At 43.0% G+C, this 20,090-nt stretch carries 20 protein-coding genes, 1 rRNA gene and 1 other RNA gene; 19 read left to right on the forward strand and 3 right to left on the reverse strand.

Features of this window, described 5'->3' with window-relative positions; genetic code table 11:
- Nucleotides 1-43: 43 nt before the first annotated feature.
- Genes Q320_RS0108060 through Q320_RS0108070 form a run of 3 tightly spaced genes read right to left on the reverse strand, consistent with a single transcriptional unit; the run spans nucleotide 44 to nucleotide 1,579 of the window.
- Nucleotides 44-358, reverse strand: coding sequence for a DUF2845 domain-containing protein (locus Q320_RS0108060; protein ID WP_027468575.1), 315 nt, complete (start codon nucleotides 356-358; stop codon nucleotides 44-46).
- A 3-nt stretch (nucleotides 359-361) separates the two neighbouring features.
- Nucleotides 362-820: a threonine/serine exporter family protein gene (locus Q320_RS0108065; RefSeq protein WP_027468576.1), complete on the reverse strand. Its 459-nt coding sequence runs from the start codon at nucleotides 818-820 to the stop codon at nucleotides 362-364.
- The gene (locus Q320_RS0108070; RefSeq protein WP_169734442.1) at nucleotides 821-1,579 is read right to left on the reverse strand and encodes a threonine/serine exporter family protein; all 759 of its coding nucleotides are present in this window, start codon (nucleotides 1,577-1,579) and stop codon (nucleotides 821-823) included. It abuts the gene before it with no gap.
- 325 nt (nucleotides 1,580-1,904) lie between these two features.
- On the opposite strand from Q320_RS0108070, the gene Q320_RS0108075 reads away from it, so the two are divergent.
- The 19 genes from Q320_RS0108075 to Q320_RS0108145 form a co-directional block, all read left to right on the forward strand.
- Complete coding sequence (locus Q320_RS0108075; RefSeq protein ID WP_084282484.1) at nucleotides 1,905-5,135, forward strand: pilus assembly protein; 3,231 nt, start codon at nucleotides 1,905-1,907, stop codon at nucleotides 5,133-5,135.
- Nucleotides 5,135-5,656, forward strand: a complete 522-nt coding sequence (locus tag Q320_RS21245) for a GspH/FimT family pseudopilin (protein WP_035853143.1) — start codon at nucleotides 5,135-5,137, stop codon at nucleotides 5,654-5,656. The genes Q320_RS0108075 and Q320_RS21245 overlap by 1 nt, the downstream gene beginning before the upstream one ends.
- A 27-nt stretch (nucleotides 5,657-5,683) precedes the next feature.
- Nucleotides 5,684-6,196 (forward strand): type IV pilus modification protein PilV, encoded by a 513-nt coding sequence (gene pilV / locus Q320_RS21250; RefSeq protein ID WP_084282486.1) that lies wholly within the window; start codon nucleotides 5,684-5,686, stop codon nucleotides 6,194-6,196.
- Nucleotides 6,196-6,948, forward strand: coding sequence for a prepilin-type N-terminal cleavage/methylation domain-containing protein (locus tag Q320_RS21255; protein ID WP_084282492.1), 753 nt, complete (start codon nucleotides 6,196-6,198; stop codon nucleotides 6,946-6,948). Before pilV ends, Q320_RS21255 begins: the two co-directional genes overlap by 1 nt.
- A gap of 11 nt (nucleotides 6,949-6,959) precedes the next feature.
- The gene (locus Q320_RS21260; protein ID WP_084282488.1) at nucleotides 6,960-7,451 is read left to right on the forward strand and encodes a pilus assembly PilX family protein; all 492 of its coding nucleotides are present in this window, start codon (nucleotides 6,960-6,962) and stop codon (nucleotides 7,449-7,451) included.
- A 10-nt stretch (nucleotides 7,452-7,461) separates the two neighbouring features.
- The gene (locus Q320_RS21265; RefSeq protein ID WP_084282490.1) at nucleotides 7,462-7,836 is read left to right on the forward strand and encodes a type IV pilin protein; all 375 of its coding nucleotides are present in this window, start codon (nucleotides 7,462-7,464) and stop codon (nucleotides 7,834-7,836) included.
- Between the two features lie 401 nt (nucleotides 7,837-8,237).
- Complete coding sequence (ylqF, locus tag Q320_RS0108090; RefSeq protein ID WP_027468579.1) at nucleotides 8,238-9,143, forward strand: ribosome biogenesis GTPase YlqF; 906 nt, start codon at nucleotides 8,238-8,240, stop codon at nucleotides 9,141-9,143.
- A 159-nt stretch (nucleotides 9,144-9,302) separates the two neighbouring features.
- Complete coding sequence (locus tag Q320_RS0108095) at nucleotides 9,303-9,503, forward strand: hypothetical protein (protein ID WP_035853146.1); 201 nt, start codon at nucleotides 9,303-9,305, stop codon at nucleotides 9,501-9,503.
- The gene (locus tag Q320_RS0108100; RefSeq protein ID WP_027468581.1) at nucleotides 9,500-9,811 is read left to right on the forward strand and encodes a cell division protein ZapA; all 312 of its coding nucleotides are present in this window, start codon (nucleotides 9,500-9,502) and stop codon (nucleotides 9,809-9,811) included. The genes Q320_RS0108095 and Q320_RS0108100 overlap by 4 nt, the downstream gene beginning before the upstream one ends.
- A 36-nt stretch (nucleotides 9,812-9,847) precedes the next feature.
- Nucleotides 9,848-10,029: non-coding RNA, 6S RNA (ssrS, locus tag Q320_RS21270), on the forward strand.
- A gap of 9 nt (nucleotides 10,030-10,038) precedes the next feature.
- Nucleotides 10,039-10,623 carry a 5-formyltetrahydrofolate cyclo-ligase gene (locus Q320_RS0108105; RefSeq protein ID WP_027468582.1) on the forward strand — a complete coding sequence of 195 codons (585 nt, stop codon included), beginning with the start codon at nucleotides 10,039-10,041 and terminating at the stop codon, nucleotides 10,621-10,623.
- 130 nt (nucleotides 10,624-10,753) lie between these two features.
- On the forward strand, nucleotides 10,754-11,029 hold the full coding sequence (locus tag Q320_RS0108110; protein WP_051534588.1) for an HPr family phosphocarrier protein: 276 nt from the start codon (nucleotides 10,754-10,756) through the stop codon (nucleotides 11,027-11,029).
- A 361-nt stretch (nucleotides 11,030-11,390) separates the two neighbouring features.
- Nucleotides 11,391-13,937, forward strand: coding sequence for a phosphoenolpyruvate--protein phosphotransferase (gene ptsP, locus Q320_RS0108115; protein ID WP_027468584.1), 2,547 nt, complete (start codon nucleotides 11,391-11,393; stop codon nucleotides 13,935-13,937).
- 12 nt (nucleotides 13,938-13,949) lie between these two features.
- On the forward strand, nucleotides 13,950-14,270 hold the full coding sequence (locus tag Q320_RS20745) for a PTS sugar transporter subunit IIB (protein ID WP_051534589.1): 321 nt from the start codon (nucleotides 13,950-13,952) through the stop codon (nucleotides 14,268-14,270).
- Nucleotides 14,271-14,537: 267 nt separating this feature from the next.
- Nucleotides 14,538-16,268 (forward strand): PTS glucose transporter subunit IIBC, encoded by a 1,731-nt coding sequence (gene ptsG, locus Q320_RS0108125; RefSeq protein ID WP_027468585.1) that lies wholly within the window; start codon nucleotides 14,538-14,540, stop codon nucleotides 16,266-16,268.
- Nucleotides 16,269-16,372: 104 nt separating this feature from the next.
- Nucleotides 16,373-17,371: a YheT family hydrolase gene (locus Q320_RS0108130; RefSeq protein ID WP_027468586.1), complete on the forward strand. Its 999-nt coding sequence runs from the start codon at nucleotides 16,373-16,375 to the stop codon at nucleotides 17,369-17,371.
- A gap of 2 nt (nucleotides 17,372-17,373) precedes the next feature.
- Complete coding sequence (locus Q320_RS0108135; protein ID WP_027468587.1) at nucleotides 17,374-18,750, forward strand: phosphomannomutase/phosphoglucomutase; 1,377 nt, start codon at nucleotides 17,374-17,376, stop codon at nucleotides 18,748-18,750.
- Nucleotides 18,747-19,586 (forward strand): carboxylating nicotinate-nucleotide diphosphorylase, encoded by an 840-nt coding sequence (nadC, locus tag Q320_RS0108140; protein ID WP_027468588.1) that lies wholly within the window; start codon nucleotides 18,747-18,749, stop codon nucleotides 19,584-19,586. Before Q320_RS0108135 ends, nadC begins: the two co-directional genes overlap by 4 nt.
- Before the next feature lie 419 nt (nucleotides 19,587-20,005).
- Nucleotides 20,006-20,090, forward strand: a 16S ribosomal RNA gene (locus Q320_RS0108145); the annotation flags it as partial.

Raw genomic sequence — 20,090 nt, forward strand, 5'->3', positions numbered from 1 at the left:
TTTGCTTGTAGACATTATAAATAAATGGCTATAAGCAAATACCCTAGCTACCATAACCCAATTGAGTAATATTCGTAATTTCACTGCCTACAAATCTCACTTTCATCATAAAACGCTGTGGGCCAAAATTGTAAACCCACTCAGTAAACACTTGCTCACCACCGTAGCGGCGATTGCCCCAGTTATCCGTAAAATAATAAGGCGCGCTAAATTCGTGTCGATCTGTCGGCGCACCGCAAGCTTGTTCGACTCGACTCATCGTATCGCCCAACTCCAGTAAGGCCTGACCACAACGCAATCCCACCGCACTCGCAGGCAAAGCGGCCAACAAGAAAACTAATAACCATAATTTACGCATGATTTAATTCCTGTTCCGTTGCGGTAATAGCAAAATCGGTGCCGCAATGCCAAACGCCAGCGCCAACACAATCATCCCCGCCTTTACACCACTCACGCCCGCCGCAATCAACAACGCTTGCCCCGTGTCACCCGCAGGCAAAGTCGCAATTCCCAGCAAAGCTTGCACTGCTTTATACATATACGTGCCTGGCACCATCGGAATCGCCGCGCTAATCGCATAAATCACTGCGGGTTCATTGCGGCGTGCCGACCACCATTCAGCAATCAAACCAATTAAAATCGCCGCAACTAAAGTGCCAAATACAATATCGCCATTCAAAGTCATGACCAACTTGCGCGCGGCATGACCCAACACGGCCAACACACCGCACATCCATAAAGCGCGCGGTGGCACATTAAATAACAGCGCGAATCCCAAAGCAGCAGGCGCCGCCCATAATTCCAATAACCAAGGCGCCATTTAAATCCCCAAAATCCGCAGTGCCAAACTCACGCCCACGGCAATACCAAAAACAATCACTGCGCTCATCGTAAAACGCACCATACCATTTAGATAATTACCATTCAGTAAATCCGCGGCACCATTAATTAAAGGTACACCAGGAATCAAAAATAGCACTGACGCGGCCAATGCGGCATCTGGCGTTGCGGTGAAATGGCGCAATACGCCGACGAAAAGCAAGGCAACAAAGCTGGCCGCCGTCGCAAAAACCGAAGGCTTAAAATGGCGCAAAACTAAGTAAAACCGAAGCGCCATGCCCAGTGTCGAACCCAAAGTCGTAATCAAAATCGCCGCTACATCGCCACCAAACAAAGCCGCAAATGCACCACAAGATAAGCCAACCAAAACAGTAATTAGCCAACGTGGATAATGAATCGCACGCTGGGCAATAGTATCTAACGCTAATTGTGCGCGCACAGGATCAAGCTCATCCTGCTCGAGATCGACCAACCATTGATTTAGCGACGTAAGCAAAGCGAAGTTCGCGCCCATATGCGGTGCTTTGCGAAATCCAGTTTCGCGCTCATCGCCCCACTCTATGGTTGCCCCGATATTGGTTGAAGAAATAATCACTTCCACCCGTGCCGCACCCAGCGCTTTAGCAGTGCGCTGAATCAACAAGGAAGTCCGATGCGTACTCGCACCCGATTGATGAGCAAGCAGACCGACTTGCAAAGCAAAAGTCAAAATTTTTGGGAGTGGATAGTTGGGTTTCATACCCACCATAATAGATAAATGTGGAGATTACATCTTGCCATCTATCAAAAAATACACTGGGATTAGTCTTAAAATTCAATTACTTGACCTTTTAGCAAGGAAAAATAACCAATTATCTCCCTGACAAGTCAAATCTAGAAGTGAGGACTATATTCAGTTGATGTTAAATCAACACATATAGAACAGATAGACCATTGATTTAAAACAAATTTTAATCAACCGTTTATCTTTTCAAAACAACCAGCCATCAGTCAATGTAAATATCACCATATCAGTATATTATAATATACAAATTATACATGTTTGTCAGAATTGTAAGGGGAAGATGATGTACAGCCAATTTAAAGTTAAACCCATTCATGTTTGGATTGGATTAGCACTAGCAGTCCAAAGTCAACTTTTATTGGCTGTAGGACCCTATCCAGCTTTACCACCCACATTATCAACTTCAGTTGCACCCAATGTAATGTTATTAATTGATAACTCAGGCAGCATGTTACAAGATACTAACAATGCTTGGATTACTCAATCATCAAATTCAAACTGTAATGAAACTAATGAAATTTGGACTGGATGTATTAGCAATTCAACGTATCGTAATTGGATAGATAGTGAAGTATCAAATCCAAATACGAAAATGAATATTGCAAAAAGAGTATCACGGAATCTAATTATAAATAATCCGAGCTTACTTTGGGGCGTTTCTTCCTTTAGGGTAAATGACACCACGGGTGTTGGTGGAACTGAAAGGGGAGAAGGCGGAAAGATTGTTACTGCAATTGGTGCCAGCATTGGAACATCTACTGACACGAATACATCCACTGTTTTAGGTGGGATTAATAGCTTAAGAGGTAGAACAGCAACCCCACTAGGGGAGGCACTATTAGAGATAACTCAATATTATCAAGGTAAAGCATCAAACTTTGGAGTTATTAGTGGAAACTATACCAGCCCAATAAAATATAGATGTCAAAAAAACTTTACCATTGTACTCACTGATGGTGAAGCTACAGATGATAATAACCATTCAGGTGTAAGCATTTGCACAACAACGACTGCTAATTGTCCTTCAATATTAGAAGGCTCAAATCCAGCCTCATCTACACCAGGATTTGGAGATACTAGTAATCGTCCACGTGCTTTACGTGATGTTGCCAAATATGCAAATGAACTTGACATGCGTACCACTGGTAATGATTTAGATAATAAATCATTCGACGATGTAAAATTTAAAACTCAAAATATGCAAACCTACACAGTAGGTTTCGCTGTTGTTAATAACGTTTTACCAGCAGCAGCAAAAGTGGGCGGTGGTAAATATTATCCAGTAATTAATGAAGCAGAGTTAACAACTTCACTAACTAATGCAGTGAATGATATCGTTGCATCAATATCTAACGCTGGTGGTGTAGCTACACAAACAGATATTGTAAGCACTGCTAATAAAGTATTTCAGCCCGTATTTAATCCCAAAGGATGGTATGGCGAATTACGTTGCTACAATTTAGATTCAGCAGGTAATTTTAATCCTGCAACATCACAATGCACTCCAAATGCCAAAGCTGTTATCCCCGCTGTAGCTAGTAGAAAAATATATTCTTCAAAAGTAACAGGCTCTACTCCAACAACAACATCATTTATTTTTAATGATACCGCTGGATTGACTGCAATGACTTCAGCACAATCAACAGCACTTGGTAGCAGCTCAGCAGAACGAAAAAATACAATTAATTTTATTCGTGGTACTGAAAATATTTCAGGATTTAGAACACGACCAAATGGTTTACTGGGTGATATCGTAGATAGTCAACCTGTTGTTGTATCCAAACCAATTGGGCAAACATTAGATTCAGATTATGCAAAATTTACCACTGATAATGCCTCAAGAAATATGGTATTTATTGGCGCTAATGATGGAATGCTGCATACATTTGGCATTAGCAATATGACTGAATTAATGGCATATATTCCTTCACCAGTTTATTCAAATTTAAAATCATTAACTGCAAGTGATTATGGAATAAGTGGCGGAACGCCTCATGAATTTTATGTTAATGGCAGTATGCGGCAAGCAGATATAAAACTCGGTGGAAATTGGAAAACAATATTAGTTGGTGGTCTAGGGCAAGGAGGCAAAGGTTATTACGCAGTAGATGCAACTCAAGATACAAATTTTTCTGCAGCGAACACTACAATAAAATGGGAATGGACAGATCAAAGTACAAATACGATGGGTTATGCTTTTGGCACCCCAATTATTTATAACGTACGTACAGCAACTGATACCGTAACACCAGCAGTTATCTTAACAAACGGATATGAAAATAAATGGGTGAAAGGAGCATCACCACAAACACCTAATACATCATCACTTTATATTATTAATGCAAATACTGGTGCATTAATTAAACAAATTGATGTTACTGGTGGAGCGGGTTTATCTTCACCAGCAGGTATAGATGCAGGACAAGATGGCGTATTAGATTATCTTTATGCTGGTGATATTAACGGTAAATTATGGCGATTTGATTTAACTGATGAGAATCCTGATAATTTTAAAGTAGTTGCAACACCAATTTATAATGCAGGTACAAGTAAACCAATTGTGATGCGGCCTGCTGTAATGCAATTAAATGATAAAGATGGAAATCAAATTGGTAATTTAGTAATGTTTGGTACAGGTAAACTATTAACTGATACAGATAGAACTGATATAACACAACAATCATTTTATACAATTGTTGATAAGATGGAAGATTCCCCAACAACAATAGTTGAATCTAGTTTACAAGCACAATCGATTTCAGAAACTAAAGATATTAGTAGCGGAACAAATATCAGAATTGGCAACTATAGAAAAGCATCAGCAAGTCCACTTGATTTAAGAACAGGTACAAATACAGCTGATTCTACAAAAAATAAAGGCTGGTATATTAATTTCCCAGTAAGTAGTGAACGATTAGTAACTTCACCAATGATTTTTGATGACAAAATTTTATTTGGAACAGGTATACCTCAATCCACTGAAAAGTGCTTACCAGGTGGTAAAGGGTGGGTTATGGGTTTAAACCCATATACAGGTTCAGTAACTACAAACAATAGTAAAAAAACTAAGTTATCGTATAGCTTTATTGATATCCAAAAAGATGGAAAATCAACAGAAGCTGATAAAGTTAAATTTGCAAGTGGTGATCAATTTATAAGTGGTTATGAAAAAGAAGGAATTCCTACAGAGCTAACATATGTTGCAAGTGAAAATAAAATTGTAACCCCAACTGATAATAGCGGTTCATCTTTAGATATTGGCAAAGTTATCGCACAGCGTGAAGCAAATTATATGGCTGTTTACACAGGAAATCCAAAATTAATTGTTGATTCAAATGGAAAAAGTAAGCCTGCCATAAAAATTTATAAACCAATGCCAAAACCAGCATCAACAGGAAAGGGAACTCTTTACGGAGGAACTATTGGTAGCGATACTGTTGATAAAGAAAATTTATTAAGTAAATCATCAGGTGTCAAAGTAGAAACAACAATTTGGCGGGAGATTAAATAATGAATAATAGTAAAACAATTCGTTTAAAAACAAATGGATTTACATTAGTTGAAATGATGATTACCGTTTCTATTCTTGGAATACTGGCATCAATTGCAGTGCCTAATATGATGGATTTACTTAAAGATGCAAAATTATCTTCGCAGAGTGATTTATTAATCACAAGCTTAAGTAATGCTCGATTAGAAGCAATTAAGCAAAAAAAAGATATTCAATTTTGTCCTGTAAGTAATGCAAATACGGCCACAGCATGTTCAACTAATGCTATTGATTGGTCTAACGGCTGGATAATTATTGAAAGTGGTACTAATACAATATTGCAGCGCGTAGTAGTACAAAAAAATATAACAATCAACAGTGGAACAGGAAGTCCAACATTAGTTACATTTAATTCAACACATGGTAGTGCAACACCTGCAATTAATTTTTCAGCTTGTATTAAAGATAGAAAACAACAGAATATTACAGTCTCACTATCTGGACATGTTAGTAAAAGCATTAGTAGTACGATATGCTCTTAATGCTCATATTATTAAAGAGGTTTTAGTATGCATAAGCAACTGGGAATATCATTAATTGAAGTGATGGTTTCAGTCATGATATTAGGTTTAGGTTTGTTAGGTCTTGCTGCACTACAAGCGCGCTCTGTTATTATGAATCAAAGTTCTTATTATCGTAGTGTTGCAGCGGATGTATCAGCAGATTTAAGTGATCGTATACGTGCAAATCGAACACCATTTTTAGCAAGTACTGATGCTGATTTACCAACTCCATTACCACCAAATTTTTCAAAATGCATTCAAGATACTTCAGATCATGACATAGTAAATTGTTCAACACAGGATACTGGAGTACAAGCGTATTTAGTTTCTACTGAAATGGATAATTGGAATCAGTACTTACGTTCTCAACTACCAGGAGCAACTTACGTACTAACAGCAGTAGCTGGTCAATCAGCTGGATTTTTTCGGTATAACTTGACTATTAATTGGGTTGATAATAGATCGAAAACATCATCAGTTGATGCTCAAATAGCTAGTTATTCTACGGTGATTGAATAATGAAAAATAATAAAGGATTTACGTTAATAGAAATAATGATTGCTATGGCGATTTCATTAATTGCTTTATTGGCAGTGTCTGAACTTTATATAAACACTAGAAAAACATCCAATTTACAATCTATGCAAAATAGAGTTTCAGAAGATGGTAGATATGCAATATTTATGTTGCAAAAAATAATTGGTCAAGCTGGATTTAGGCCAAACCCGAATGTTGCTATGGGAACTGATCGTGTAACAGCAACATCCAATGAATCTATTTCAATTAAATTTAATTCAGATGGTACTAATCAAATTAACTGTGATGGTGCCGGAGCAACAAGTGGTGATGTTACGCTTGTAATTGCTAAGTCAGGTAATAAATTACAATGTGGTTCTGTGGATTGGATAGCACCAAGTGCTTCAGGAACTGGTAATGGTACTGAATTAATAGATTTTAAAATTAAATATGGTGTTGATACTGCACCTACTGGTACTGAAGGTATATATGGCTGCGGTGTTGAAGCAGGAGATGGAACTAAACCTAGGGATTGTATTGCTGATAGTTATGTTGATACATTATCAGGTGGAGTTACTGCTGATCAAATTTCATCAGTTCAAGTTTGTTTAGTTTTAAGAAGTGAAAAAATAGATTCTTCTGTTATAAAATCAGCTGCTGTTAAAGATTGTAATGATGTTGATATTACTTCATCTCAGAACGATAAAAAATTATATAGAATGTTTCGTTCAACTGTTTTATTAAAAAATAGTTAGGTGGTGATCAAATGAAATTTGATAAACAAAATGGATTTATTTTAATAATTTCATTGATTTTACTTGTGGTAGTTACTATTTTAGTTGTAAATGGTATGCGTAATACAATTATGAATGAAAAAATGTCAGGTAATTACATGGACCGTAATAGAGCTTACCAAGCTGCTGAACAAGCACTTCGTCAAGGTAGTGCTTTATTGCAAGCTAATGCAGATTCTTGTCTAGATGGATGCACAAATAGTACAGTTACTGGAGTAGGTTCTATAGTAACTGCAATGCCAAGTGTATGGTCTGATACTAATTCTAAAGATATTGTTTTAGATACTACTTCAGGTAAAGAACAATTAACTTCTGCAAAATTTCTTATTAATCAATTACCAGACTCAATGCGGCCAACTGGAAAAGAATCATGTAAAGCATATAGTATTATGGGGCGTGGACAAGGTATTGATGCTCGTTCTGTTGTTATGTTGCAAACAACAGCCTTTGTTTGTCCACTTTAAGGTTTTTAATATGAAAAAAAATTTAGGCTTTAGTTTAATTGAAATGATGATTACTGTGGCTATTATTGGTATTTTAGCTAGTATTGCATTGCCAAGCTATCAGCAATATATAATTAAAACTCGAAGAACTGATGTGCAACAAACTATTACATCTCAAGCACAAGCATTCGAGAGATATTTTACAAGCAATGGTAGATATACAAGTACTGGTACTACTTGTGCAGTAGCAAATTCATCTAATACTTATTATACAATTACATCTGATTGTAGTACCGCTAATACGTTTACTGTTACTGCAACACCGATTACAGGTAAATCACAAGCTAATGATGGAACTATAACGTTGACCAATACTGGTGCTAGAACTGGTACTTGGATTAATTAATTATTTTTTGATTATTTACTAATTATAAAAAATCCCATAAATTTAATTATTTATGGGATTTTTTTATAATTTTTGTAGCTTACAATTTTTTTTTGTATCTAAAATTTTTTTGGGGTTTTGATTTATATATATATTGATAAGTAAAAGATAGTAGTAATAGATAAGGATTCAAATTTCTGTGGATAACTCTAGAAGCTGATATTTATCAACAACTTATCTTATCCACATGGGTAGGTACAAGTCCTGCTGCTGCTGTGGATAAAATGTGCTGTGTTTTAGTCTTTTGCTGTGGATAACACTTATCCACATATGCAGTTAGTTTACTCCACATTTTAAGTGACTGATTTGTATAGGATTGTGTGAATAAGCTGTATAATCGCGGGTTTTCTGGGGGATGTTCGATGGCGATTCAGTGGTTTCCGGGTCATATGCATGTGGCGCAAAAGAAAGTGGCAGAGACAATGGCCAAGGTGGATATGGTCATCGAGATCGTGGATGCGCGGATGCCGCTGTCGAGTAGTAACCCGATGATTGAGAAGTTGCGCTTGCATCGTCAACGCCCTGCACTGAAGATCATCAACAAGATTGATCTTGCTGATCCTGCTTTGAGTCAGCTGTGGTTGAACTATTTCCGCCAGCAAGCCGGTACCGAAGCTTTGTTGATGGGTGAAGACAATAAAGCTGCAGCGATCAAGCAGATTGCGGTGCTATGTAAAAAACTTGCACCGTTTCGCAATAATGCTGAGAAACCGCTGCGCGCAATGATTTTGGGGATTCCGAACGTCGGTAAATCTACGCTGCTGAATATTTTGGCGAAGCGCAAAGTGGCTCGTGTCGCGGATACACCGGGCGTAACTAAGTCGCAGCAGCGGATTGAGACGCTAGATGGCGTGATTCTGTACGACACGCCCGGTTTGATGTGGCCTAAGGTCACACACGAGCCATCGGGTTTCCGCCTCGCCTTGGGTGGTTCTATCGGCCGTAATGCCTATGATGAGGTCGTGGTGGCGTATTTTGCGATCGAAACCTTGCGTGAACGCTATCCAAAAGAGTTAATGGCGCGTTATAAGCTGAGCAATCTGGATGGCACGGTAGATGAGTTGTTTAACCTGATTGGTCGCAAACGTGGTGCTTTGATGGCCGGTGGTGTGATCGATGAGCAAAAAACGGCTGATTTGATTATCACGGACTATCGTAGCAAAGCGATTGGTCGCATGACTTTGGAAGTACCAGATGACTTTATTGGTGTTGATTTGAGCTACGGCGTTGATGTGGTTGATGAAGTCACTGAAGAAAATGATGAGTGATTATTAGGTATGTATAGCTAGGCTTTATTTAATAAGGCTTAGCGTTAAATACCTAAACTATTTTGTTGTGTAGATGTTTTTTGCTGTGTTATACAATGATTTGCTTTTAAAATGTGGCTGAGTGATTTAGTTTTGCTGTCTGCCTAAAGGGAACCGATTATGGAAGTTGAACTCAGTGGTTTGGAAGACAAGGTCATGCAGTTAGCGGCTTTGTGCCGTGAGCTGAGGGCTGAAAATCGCGGACTACGGCAAAATTTGTTGTTAGCGCAGCAGGAACAGCAACAGCTCAGTATGAAGTTGGCAGGTACTAAAGATAAAGTGGCCGCAATTTTGGCGAAACTTCCTGAGGACATGCTATGAGCGAAGCGGTAAAGCATCTGGATATTTCAATTATGGGGCGAGAGTTTCGCGTGGCTTGCCCTGTTGCAGAGGAAGAAACCTTACTCCAAGCTGTGCAATTACTCGATGCACGTATGCATGACATTCGCACTGCGGGTAAGGTGATTGGGATTGAGAAAATTGCCATCATGACTGCGTTGAATATGACGCATGAATTTTTAAGTACTAAGGTCGAAGGTGGCTTTGACATTGGCAGCATTCAGCGTAAAATCGACAATATGAATTCAACAATCGATGCAGCTTTACTAGAACAGACTGAATTATTTTAAACAGAATGTTTTTAAAACTGCGTCGTTGACCCTTAAGCTTTCCTGCGGTGTTCGCGACGGTTCTTAATCTTTGAACCGATAAGCTGTATAGCATGTTTGTCAGTCATCTAGACGCCTGTTGTGCGCGTTCCTTGTTGAATGCACCTGATGGCATCTGACCGGCAACAACTTGAACCATGGGTTCAAGATGCGAACCGAAACGGCACTGTGGGAAGCCCTCATTCTCTGTGATTACACAAAAATCTCAATTACGCCGCCAGCTACGTCAACGCCGAGCGGCGATTTCAATTGCGCAGCGCCAATCGGCGGCTTGGGTCATCACGCATTACCCACAAATTCTGCAAAAACTGCGTCGTGGCAAAAAAATCGCGCTGTATGTACCAGTTGGTAGTGAGTTTCCAACTTGGCCGCTAATTTTTTTGGCGCTGCAGCGCGGTTGTTTTGTTTATTTGCCTATCGTGCCGTCATCGGGTCGCCAGCTCAGGTTTGTACGTTTGGATCAAAATTCGCGCTGGCAACTGGGTGCATTCAATATCCCGATTCCTCAACATCCCGAGCAATGTAGTGCTAAAGATTTAGATAGCGTTTTCGTACCATTAGTTGGCTTTGATACTACTTTGGCGCGCTTAGGGCAGGGCGGAGGATTTTACGATACGACATTTGCTTTTCGGCGTACGCGAAAATCATGGCTCAAACCACGCTTGATTGGTTTGGCATTTGCTTGTCAACAAGTGGATGCCTTGCCTAGTGAGCCTTGGGATTTGCAACTCGATGCTATTGCGACCGAGCTTGCTTGGCTGCGGCGACTTTGATCTAAAACAAATTTGTTTTAAGCCTAGTGAAATTACTGACATACATACAGTGGCGGCTTGGTTATGCTAGCAACGATGTTCTATGCTAATTGGATTGACTCTGATCAATCTTACCGACACGAGGTTATTTATGGCTGCTGTTGTTTCTTCTCCGCTGAGTATTGTGAATGCGACAGGTTTGCATGCGCGTCCTGCAGCAAATTTGGTTAATGTGGCGAAGCAATATAAATCAGATATTAAATTGGTTTATAAAGGCATAGAAGCCAATGCAAAATCAGTGGTTTCAGTGATGGGCTTGGATGTGAGCAAGGGTGATCAAATTCAGATTAAAGCCGATGGCCTAGATGCTGATGAGGCGATTAAAGCCATCGCTGTCGTGATTAATTCTGGATGTGGCGAAAAATAATTTAGGAATTTTATATAAATAGGGTGGCTAAGCCACCCTATTTATTTGCTAGTTATAGCTTAAATGTAGAGTTCGATTGTTAATAATTGTAAGAAAATATTGTCTGCTGTAAATCCGCCGGATAAAACTGATTTAACACAAAACATCTAAGATATAGACAGCTAAAATGCCAGCTCAAAAAAATCAGACTCAAAATTGAGCAGACGATGCTGGCAAAATTTACTTATAAAACCAGAAATATTACGCTGTATGCCGCTGGTATGACGCAAGTAAACTAAGTAAATAGATTGACGTCAACGCAGGCACTAAATGCGGATCATTTTATTTAATGTCATCAAAAATTAAACCAATAGAGGTTGTTATGCCGACAAATCCAGCTTCGCAGTTCGTATTACTCGCCCCATTTTCGGGTGTCATGGTTCCTTTGGAAACCGTACCTGATCCTGTTTTTGCACAAAAGATGGTCGGCGATGGGATTTCAATCGATCCGACAAGTAACATCCTAGTGGCTCCGATGACGGGCAAAGTGACACAAATCCATTCTGCCAAACATGCGATTTCTTTGGTTGCTAGTAACGGCCTTGAAGTGCTGATTCACATCGGTCTTGATACGGTGATGCTCAAAGGCCAAGGCTTTACGGCCAAAGTGAAAGAAGGTGATATCGTCGATGCAGGGCAAGCACTAATCGAATTTGATATGGATGCAGTCGGTCGTAAAGCGCTGTCTTTATTGACTCAGATGGTCATCACCAATGGTGAAAAAGTCAGCAGCTATACACCGAGTAAAGGTTTGGTTGTTGCGGGAAAAGATGTGGCGCTGACTTTAGTGCTGGCCGATGGCGTAGTGCAAACTTCAACGACGGCTGATGCGTCGGGCGAAGCCTATTCCGATCCAATCCGCATTCCAAATCCAACGGGTTTGCACGCTCGTCCTGCTGCTGTGCTGGCCAATGCCGCTAAAACGTTTAAATCCGAAGTAAAACTCGTTCGTGCAGGGCAAGAATCTAACGCCAAATCGGTTGTGGCAATTATGGGTTTGGAAGTGCAAAACGGTGATGAAATCCGTGTACGTGCGATTGGCCCTGATGCATCTGGTGCGATTAAAACTTTAACAGCATTGATTTTGAGTGGTTGCGGTGAAGATGTTGGCGGCGTTGCGCCAAAACAAAAACCAAAACCGATGGATACGATTAAAACGACCAAAGCTCAGCCCAAATCGGATGATCCAAATGTATTGACGGGTGTTTCTGCATCACCGGGTTTAGCGGTAGGGCAGATTTTCCAAGTCAAACAAGTGGATATTGCAGTTACTGAAAAGGGCGATGCCCCTGAAGTGGAGCGCCGCCGCTTTGATAAAGCTTTGAAAGACGCGCATCAACAATTAGAAAATTTAAAAGCTGAAATCAGCGATGAAAGCAAAGCTGAGATTTTTGCTGCGCATCAAGAATTGCTGGAAGACCCTGATTTACTCGCGATTGCGATTGCGGGCATCACCAATGGCAAAAGTGCTGGTTTTGCATGGAAAGAAGCCTACAGCACTTACTCAGCGAAACTCGCCGCACTCAAAAATGAAATCCTTGCTGGTCGTGCAAATGATATTCGCGACGTGGGTTTGCGTGTATTACGTTTGATTGCTGGCGTTGAAGAAGTCGCAATGGTCGTACCAGAAAACGCGATTTTGATTGCCGAAGACCTCACGCCATCCGATACCGCCAGTTTGGATCGGACTCGCGTACTCGGTTTTTGCACCACCGGTGGTGGCGCCACCAGCCACGTTGCCATCTTGGCACGCTCGCTGAATATTCCTGCAATTTGCGGTATCGATGAGGCGGCTTTGGCTTTAACGAATGGCATGCCGGTGATTTTGGATGGCACACGCGGTACTTTGCGTAAAAATCCGTCTGAAACTGAAGTCACTGAGATCCGTGAAAAACAAGCCAAGCAAGCAATCAAACGTGAAGCTGAATTGGCAACCGCGTTTGAACCTGCGACAACGACAGATGGAATTCATGTTGAAGTGGTCGCCAATATTGGTGGTTTGGATGAAGCCATTCAAGGCGTGAAGTTGGGTAGCGAAGGTGTGGGTTTGCTACGTAGTGAGTTTTTGTACCTTGAACGCACCGAAGCGCCAACTGAGGAAGAACAAAGCCAGATTTACATCGATATTGCCAAAGCTTTGGGCAATGACAAAACATTCGTCGTACGAACTTTGGATGTGGGTGGCGATAAACCATTGCCTTACTTGCCAATGCCAGTGGAAGAAAATCCATTCTTGGGCGTTCGCGGTGTGCGTTTATGTTTGGCTGAGCCAGAAATCTTGCACACGCAAGTGCGAGCAATCTTGCGTTCTGCGCCGTATTCCAAATTGGCCATCATGTTCCCAATGATTACCAGCCTGGAAGAAGTGCGCGAAGTGAAACGCATCGTTGCGCAAGAAAAAGCGGCTCTGGGTATCACGCAAGATGTGCAAGTCGGCATTATGGTTGAAGTGCCTGCAACGGCGGTCATGGCCGAACAGTTTGCGCGCGAAGTCGATTTCTTCTCGATTGGTACTAATGATTTAACGCAATACACATTGGCAATGGATCGCGGTCATCCGAAACTCGCTAAACAAGCCGATGCGATGCATCCCGGTGTACTGAATTTAATCAATATGACGGTCAAAGGTGCGCACGCGCATGGTAAGTGGGTTGGTGTGTGTGGGGGTATTGCCTCAGACCCTATGGCTATCCCCCTGTTGCTGGGTATAGGTGTCGATGAATTGTCGGCCAGTGTGCCAACGATTCCGGCGATTAAAGCTTTGGTGCGTACATTGAATAAAGCCGATTGTGAAAAACTCGCTGCTGAAGTGCTGCAACTGGGCACCGCTGCCGAAGTTCGCGCCCGTCTTGCACAGTTGGTTGATTAAAAGGAAATTGAAATGTTATTAGTTATTGGTTTAGTGCTTGGCATTGCGATCGGTTGGTTGCTCAGAGGTAAACCACAAACCGTGGCGACTGCACCGGTAGAAAAAGAAGTTCAAGGCGTGGTGGTTTCTACTGTGCAGTCTGATTTGCTTAAACCAGAGTGGTACGCCGCTTTGGGTGGCAAAACGAATGTGCGCTTAGCTGAACTGATTGCTTCAACTCGAATTCGAGTAGAGCTGATCAATGGTGCGCTACTGAATGAAAACGCATTAAAAAATTCAGGTATTGCCGGATTTGCAAAAATTGATTCACATATTGTGCATTTAATTGTTTAAATTTATTTTTCATCCATAATAAAAACCACCTTTTGGGTGGTTTTTTTTTGCCATCATGATGTGACGTGATTTGAATAGGTGTTAGATATTGTGATTATACAATATTGATTTAAAACAATATTTTTATCTATATTCGCTAAGGTATATCCCTGTAAGGTTATCGCTGCATAGGCAAATTTAATTTTTTGTAACATCATTCAGTATGAGTTCGATAAACCGGCTATGGAATGACTTATAAAAGCATCATTAGCCTTTTGGAGAAAAACAATGTTTAAGAATGCGTTTGCAGTCTTACAGCAAATCGGTAAAGCGTTAATGTTACCAGTGGCTGTATTGCCCGTTGCCGGTTTATTGCTGGGGATTGGGGCTTCTAATTTCTCGTTTATTCCGACCATTGTGTCGCAATTAATGGCGGCAGGCGGTGGGGCAATTTTTGGTCATTTGCCTTTGATTTTCGCAATTGGTGTGGCTTTAGGTTTGACCGAAAATGATGGGGTTGCAGCGATTGCAGCATCAGTAGGTTTTGTGGTGTTGCTCGCCACGATGGGTGTGATGGCACCGGTTATGGGCGTTGAGCCTGCAATGGTGATGGGCATGAAATCGATGGAAACCGGTGTATTTGGCGGGATTATCATCGGTGGAGTGGCTGCGATATTATTTAATAAATATTATCGAATTGAATTGCCGCCGTATCTGGGCTTTTTTGCCGGTAAACGTTTTGTACCGATTGCGACGGGTATTGTCGCTATTTTTGTTGGCGTGCTGATGTCGTTTATTTGGCCGCCGATTCAAGGTGTGATCAACACATTCTCTCAATGGGCTGCGCATTCCGATCCACGCACAGCGGCAACGGTGTACGGTTTTGTTGAGCGCTTGTTGATTCCATTTGGTTTACACCATATCTGGAACGTACCATTTTTCACCGAAATTGGTTCATTTACTGATGCCAGCGGCAAAGTGGTACGTGGTGATATTGCCCGTTTCTTTGCCGGCGACCCAACTGCCGGTATTTTGTCGGGTGCGTTTTTCTTTAAAATGTTTGGTTTGCCAGCCGCAGCGATTGCGATTTGGCATACTGCAAAACCAGAAAATAAAGTGATGATAGGCGGGATGATGGTGTCTGCGGCCTTAGCTTCATTCCTCACTGGTATTACCGAGCCGATTGAATTTGCCTTTATGTTTGTGGCTCCGGTGTTGTATGTGATTCACGCATTTCTTGCTGCATCGGCGCATTTTGTTGCGAACACGCTCGATATGCGGATGGGTTTTACCTTTTCGCAAGGCGGCATTGATTTCTTACTCTTTAATGCCTTGGGTGTGTATGGAAAGAATTGGTGGTATGTACTGATTGTTGGCCCAATTTATGCCACAATTTACTACACTGTGTTCCGCTTCGTGATTACTAAATGGAATCTAAAAACACCAGGCCGTGAAGATGAAGTAGTTGATGCCGTACAGCATCAAGCTAGTGGCCACGGTATGGCACATGATTTGGTGGTCGCTTTTGGTGGTGCAAGCAATATTAAAAGTCTAGATGCGTGTATTACTCGCTTGCGGATTTCTGTCGCCGATGCCGCCAAAGTGAATCAAGCCTCACTCAAATCCTTAGGTGCTGCCGGTGTGATGCAAGTCGGCAATAATATGCAGGCGATTTTTGGTACACGTTCTGAAAATCTAAAAACGGATATGTCTGAATATTTGAAAGCAGGGGGTATTGGCTTAGCAGCATCGTTAAATGAGACTCCGATGGCAATACCTGCTGGTAGTGTTTCAATTAGTAATCCAGCCTTATTGAGCGCATTGGGCGGCCAATCTAACATCAGTGAAGTTGCTTCAATCGCTGCAACGCGAGTTCGCGTGGTGTTGAAAGATGTGCAGCAATTCAATGAAGCTGCGGTATTGGCTGCTGGGGTTGCATCGGTGGCTAAACTTGATGGCAATGTGCTGCATTTAATTGTGGGCGATCCAGCCACAGTTTTGGTTTCAGCGAGCAAATAAAAACACCTGTTAATCAAAGCCCATCCTGATTGGATGGGCTTTTTTCATTCAAACTAGGGTCAACAGCGCTAGATTTAGCAGCAACTTTACGCCAAACTCACTCAATGGCACGCGAAAAAACCCTCAGCTTTACTGAATTCAAATCGGCAACTTGGCTACCGGGTGGGCACGCGCAAACAATTTATCCGGCTTTATTTATGTGGAAGCGCGCAGCACGCTATCGCCGCGAAGCGTGGGTTACGCCGGATTTAGACAGCATTGTTGTCGATTGGACGGCAGGGCGTGCTGGCACGCCGCTGATTGTGTTATTTCACGGTTTGGAAGGCAGCTCGCGCAGTCATTACGCGCTGTCTTTATTTACTCAAGCGTACAAGCAGGGTTGGCGCGGCGTCGTGCCGCACTTTCGCACTTGCGGCAATGTGCAAAATCGCTTGCCGCGCGCTTATCACGCTGGCGATTCGGAAGAAATTAATTGGGTGCTGCGGCGAATTCGTAAACAGTTCCCAGATTCACCGATCTTTGCGGTGGGCGTTTCACTTGGCGGCAATGCCTTATTAAAATGGTTGGCGGAGCAGGGTAGTGCGGCCAATATGATTATTGATGCGGCCGCGACGATTTCTGCTCCAATGGATTTAGTCGCCAGCGGCACGCAGTTGGATATTGGTATTAATCGGCACCTGTATGTGCGCGAGTTTTTGCGCACTTTGCGCTACAAAACGCAGATGAAACTAAAACTGAACGAAAATCCGTATATAGATTGGCAGCAAGTGAAGCAGGTGAAAACCATCCGAGAATTCGATCATTTGGTCACTGCGCCTTTGCATGGTTTCCATAGCGTCGAGCATTATTGGCAAAGCGCTAGTAGTAAATCGCAGCTGCATCAGATTACCTTACCAACTTTAATTATTAATGCGCTGAATGATCCGTTTATTCCCGCCGCAAGTTTGCCGCAGCCGCATGAAGTGGCCAGCTGTATTACTTTATTGCAGCCTGCCGAGGGCGGCCATGTGGGTTTTGTTAGTGGCACGCCGCCTGGCAAGCTAACGTGGTTGCCCGAGAACATTCTGCGTTTTTTCCAATACCATCTTCCTTTACCGCGATAAAAATGATTTCAGTACCCGTTAGTTTGTTTAAAGCCTACGATATTCGAGGCAAAATTGATTTACTCACGCCCGACTTTGCCTATTGGGTAGGGCGCGCCTGTGGCGCCATCGCGATTGAACGCGGCTTGACGAACTTGGCACTCGGCTTTGATGGTCGCTTGTCTAGCCCCGCTTTGGCTGCAGCACTCAGCCATGGTTTAGTCGAAGCCGGCGTGCAAGTGTTTGATCTGGGATTGTCCTGTACGCCGTTGTTATATTTTGCCGCGCTCAAGCATGCTGCTGGTTCAGGCATCATGATTACCGGCAGCCATAATCCACCGGATTACAATGGCATTAAAATCATGCTCGGCGGCGTTACGGTGGCGGGGGAGGCCTTGCAGGCTTTGCGGCAACGGATCGAAACCGAGTCTGTGCCTTGCCAAGCATCCGGCGCAGCGCAAGCCTTGAGTGTGACTGATGAATATTATTCAACGCTGCAACAGCAGTTGCCCTTGGTCCAATCGGTCGCTAGACCACTCAAAATCGTCATTGATTGCGGCAATGGTTCGCCCGGTGCAGTCGCGCCGACTCTGTATCGACTGCTCGGTTGTGAAGTCATTGAGTTGTATTGCGAAGTCGATGGCTTATTTCCCAATCACCATCCGGATCCGCAAGTCGCCGAAAATCTCCGCGAACTCCAAGCAACCGTTTTGGCGCAGCAAGCCGATCTGGGTTTAGCATTTGATGGTGATGGCGACCGTCTCGGTGTGGTGACGCGCAGTGGAAAAATTATTCCAGGCGATCATTTGTTGATGCTATTTGCCTGCGCCGAATTGGCGCAGCGAACTGGGCATATCTTATATGACGTAAAATCCAGCCGTGCCGTCGCCCAATGGGTCGCGCAGCATGGTGGCACTTCCGAAGCGATTCCGACCGGCCATTCACATATGAAACGTCGCTTGCGTGAAACCGGCGCTTTAGTCGCCGGCGAATTATCGGGGCATTTTGCTTTCGCCGCATGGGGCGTGGATGATGCTTTGTACGCAGGCGCGAAATTATTGCAGCAAGTCGCGGCAGGGCTTGACCTAGATACTGAGCTGGCGCGTTTTCCGGTGAATCATTCATCGCCCGAGTTACAAATTCCATTGGATGAATCAGGCCATGCCCTCGTTGAACAAATTGCACAGCAAGCGCACTTTCCGAGTGCGCAGCAAATTAGCCTGATTGATGGCTTGCGGATTGAATATACCGATGGCTTTGGCCTGATACGCGCGTCAAACACTACGCCGGTCTTAACTTTGCGGATTGAAGCCGATACCATAGTTGCTTTGCAGCGCATTCGGCAGGAACTCGCCGCCGCGATTGCACCGCACCCTTTTCCAGATTTCGAAGAAAAATGATGACACTACCTCCCCAGCATTTGATTGCCGCCAACGTCGCCGTCGCTTTGAGCGAGGATATCGGCGATTGCGATTGGACCGCGCAGCTGATTCCTGCAACACAAAGCAGCGTGGCGCGGATTGTATTGCGTGAAAATGCGCTGATTTGCGGTCAAGCCTGGTTTAACGAAGTGTTTCGCCAAGTGGATTCCAGCGTGGCTATCACTTGGAAAGTGAAAGAAGGGGAGTATGTTAATGCAGATACTATCCTTTGTGAGCTAGAAGGTAATACCCGTGCATTACTCACTGGCGAGCGTTCGGCGCTGAATTTTCTACAAACGTTATCGGCAGTCGCAACAGTGACGCGCCAATATGCAGACGTTGTTGCAGGCACGGCAGCGGTAGTGCACGACACGCGCAAAACCATCCCCGGCCTGCGCCGCGCGCAGAAATACGCCGTGACGGTGGGCGGTGGTGCGAATCAACGCGTTGGCCTCTACGATGGCATCTTAATTAAAGAGAATCATATTCTCGCCGCTGGCAGTATTGCTAATGCACTGGCTACCGCGCGCGATATCGCGCCAGCCCACGTGACAATTCAAGTCGAAGTCGAAAACCTCGATGAACTCGATCAAGCGCTCAAAGCCGGAGCCACATCGGTGCTATTAGATAATATGAGTTTGGTCGATATGCGACACGCGGTAGAGCGTGCAGAAGGCAAAGCAGTGCTGGAAGCGTCTGGTGGCGTTGATTTAGATACGTTGCGCGCGATTGCAGAGACTGGGGTTGAGCGAATTTCTATCGGTAAACTCACTAAAGATATACGCGCGATTGATTTATCGATGCGATTGATCTGAATTTCGATGGTTTTGAATTGTTTTTAACAAAGGGCGCGTTAGCGCCCTTTGTGGTTTCTAGCGTTTGCTGCGTTTTTGTTTCAAATTGGTTTCTTTGTAAATCAATGACTTATCGCCTTACACCCATTTTTTTTGTCGATAGGTGTTGACGTGTTTGGGGCTGGGGCGTATATTTCGGCCTCTCTGCTGCTGACACAGCAAACGAAACAAGCAGTTTTCCAGCGAGTTTCGGTGTCTAAGCCACTGATCTTTAACAAAATACAGCCGATGAGTGTGAGTGCTTGGTTTGCCAGTCAAACAAGTGCTTACACTCTCAAAATGATCTGTTGAATGTAAATTCTTCAGGTTTGAAGTGATGTAGGAATGGCGTTAAAACCATTTCAAAAGTAAGCCAAGTTGTACAAATTAGCACAGAGATTAAACGAAAGAGTTTGATCCTGGCTCAGATTGAACGCTGGCGGCATGCTTTACACATGCAAGTCGAACGGTAACAGGGAGCTTGCT

This window comes from Deefgea rivuli DSM 18356, assembly GCF_000620145.1.
Lineage (GTDB): Bacteria > Pseudomonadota > Gammaproteobacteria > Burkholderiales > Chitinibacteraceae > Deefgea > Deefgea rivuli.

Coding starts and splice junctions, on each gene's coding strand:
- pilV (WP_084282486.1), top strand. CDS start 5,684: ATGCATAAGCAACTGGGAATATCATTAATTGAAGTGATGGTTTCAGTC.
- Q320_RS0108130 (WP_027468586.1), top strand. CDS start 16,373: ATGGCACGCGAAAAAACCCTCAGCTTTACTGAATTCAAATCGGCAACT.
- ptsG (WP_027468585.1), top strand. CDS start 14,538: ATGTTTAAGAATGCGTTTGCAGTCTTACAGCAAATCGGTAAAGCGTTA.
- ylqF (WP_027468579.1), top strand. CDS start 8,238: ATGGCGATTCAGTGGTTTCCGGGTCATATGCATGTGGCGCAAAAGAAA.
- Q320_RS0108135 (WP_027468587.1), top strand. CDS start 17,374: ATGATTTCAGTACCCGTTAGTTTGTTTAAAGCCTACGATATTCGAGGC.
- Q320_RS21245 (WP_035853143.1), top strand. CDS start 5,135: ATGAATAATAGTAAAACAATTCGTTTAAAAACAAATGGATTTACATTA.
- Q320_RS20745 (WP_051534589.1), top strand. CDS start 13,950: ATGTTATTAGTTATTGGTTTAGTGCTTGGCATTGCGATCGGTTGGTTG.
- Q320_RS0108070 (WP_169734442.1), bottom strand. CDS start 1,579: ATGAAACCCAACTATCCACTCCCAAAAATTTTGACTTTTGCTTTGCAA.
- Q320_RS0108100 (WP_027468581.1), top strand. CDS start 9,500: ATGAGCGAAGCGGTAAAGCATCTGGATATTTCAATTATGGGGCGAGAG.
- Q320_RS0108095 (WP_035853146.1), top strand. CDS start 9,303: ATGGAAGTTGAACTCAGTGGTTTGGAAGACAAGGTCATGCAGTTAGCG.
- Q320_RS0108075 (WP_084282484.1), top strand. CDS start 1,905: ATGATGTACAGCCAATTTAAAGTTAAACCCATTCATGTTTGGATTGGA.
- Q320_RS0108065 (WP_027468576.1), bottom strand. CDS start 820: ATGGCGCCTTGGTTATTGGAATTATGGGCGGCGCCTGCTGCTTTGGGA.
- ptsP (WP_027468584.1), top strand. CDS start 11,391: ATGCCGACAAATCCAGCTTCGCAGTTCGTATTACTCGCCCCATTTTCG.
- Q320_RS0108110 (WP_051534588.1), top strand. CDS start 10,754: ATGGCTGCTGTTGTTTCTTCTCCGCTGAGTATTGTGAATGCGACAGGT.
- nadC (WP_027468588.1), top strand. CDS start 18,747: ATGATGACACTACCTCCCCAGCATTTGATTGCCGCCAACGTCGCCGTC.
- Q320_RS21265 (WP_084282490.1), top strand. CDS start 7,462: ATGAAAAAAAATTTAGGCTTTAGTTTAATTGAAATGATGATTACTGTG.
- Q320_RS21260 (WP_084282488.1), top strand. CDS start 6,960: ATGAAATTTGATAAACAAAATGGATTTATTTTAATAATTTCATTGATT.
- Q320_RS0108060 (WP_027468575.1), bottom strand. CDS start 358: ATGCGTAAATTATGGTTATTAGTTTTCTTGTTGGCCGCTTTGCCTGCG.
- Q320_RS21255 (WP_084282492.1), top strand. CDS start 6,196: ATGAAAAATAATAAAGGATTTACGTTAATAGAAATAATGATTGCTATG.